The organism is Variovorax sp. dw_954, assembly GCF_018449755.1.
Lineage (GTDB): Bacteria > Pseudomonadota > Gammaproteobacteria > Burkholderiales > Burkholderiaceae_C > Variovorax.
On sequence record NZ_JAAVVD010000094.1, the window covers coordinates 1 to 799 of the forward strand.

Genomic DNA, 799 nt, shown 5'->3' on the forward strand with positions numbered 1-799 from the left:
GGCCGACAGCGTGACCAGCGCGCTGTGCGAGAGCGGCAGGTCCAGGATCTCGTGCGCCTCCAGGAAGTTCTGCTTGCCGTCCTCGTTGGCCAGCAGGATGCGCGAATACAGCGGATCGATCTGGTCGGCCTCCGCATGCGCAGCCACATGGATCAGCGGGGAGCGGCCCGCCGCCTCGCGGAACTGGGTCTTGGTGGCCGCGGCGCCCATGTAGACCTTGTTGCGCGGGAAGACGGTGGCGATCTCCTTCACCTCCGCCGCGGCGCCGGGCAGCTCGTGCTGGTCGTCGATGCGCGGATTGCCGAAAGCGGTGAGCGACGCATCCACGCGCGGCGTGCTTTGCGCCAGTTGCACCGCGATGCTCATCGACGGCGCGACCGACACCGGATGCGTCTCGATCACATACTGGCCGTTGAGCCGCAGCGCCTGGAACGGCAGGTAGTGCAGCGGCCCGTGCGGCACGATGATCAGCCGCACGCCCGGCGGCAGCCCGAGCGGGCCGAGCAGCGCGGCGCCCAGCTTCTCGGCATTGACGACGGTGGTGCGGCGCGCGCGCAGCACCTGGTTCCTAAAACCATCCACCAGTTCGTTCAGCTCGTCGCGTGTCTCGGCCACGCTGAAGGACTTGATCTCGGTCGCGCTCACCACCCACACCTGCAGCCGGTCGGGCAGCGAGTGGAACTCGATCACCCGTTCATCGGGCTTGAGTGCGCGCTGCAGCGTGGGCAGGTCGGCGGTGGCGGTGGCCTCGTCGCTGACCCGGGCGCGACCGCGCACGGCGTCGAGCAAGGCGCGCGAG

The 799-nt window shown here is 69.5% G+C and carries 1 protein-coding gene; it reads right to left on the minus strand.

All coding sequences use genetic code 11. The annotated features are described in order from the left end of the window. On the minus strand, positions 1-799 hold a 799-nt coding region (locus HB681_RS37650), incomplete at both ends, for a CHAT domain-containing protein (RefSeq protein ID WP_213959990.1).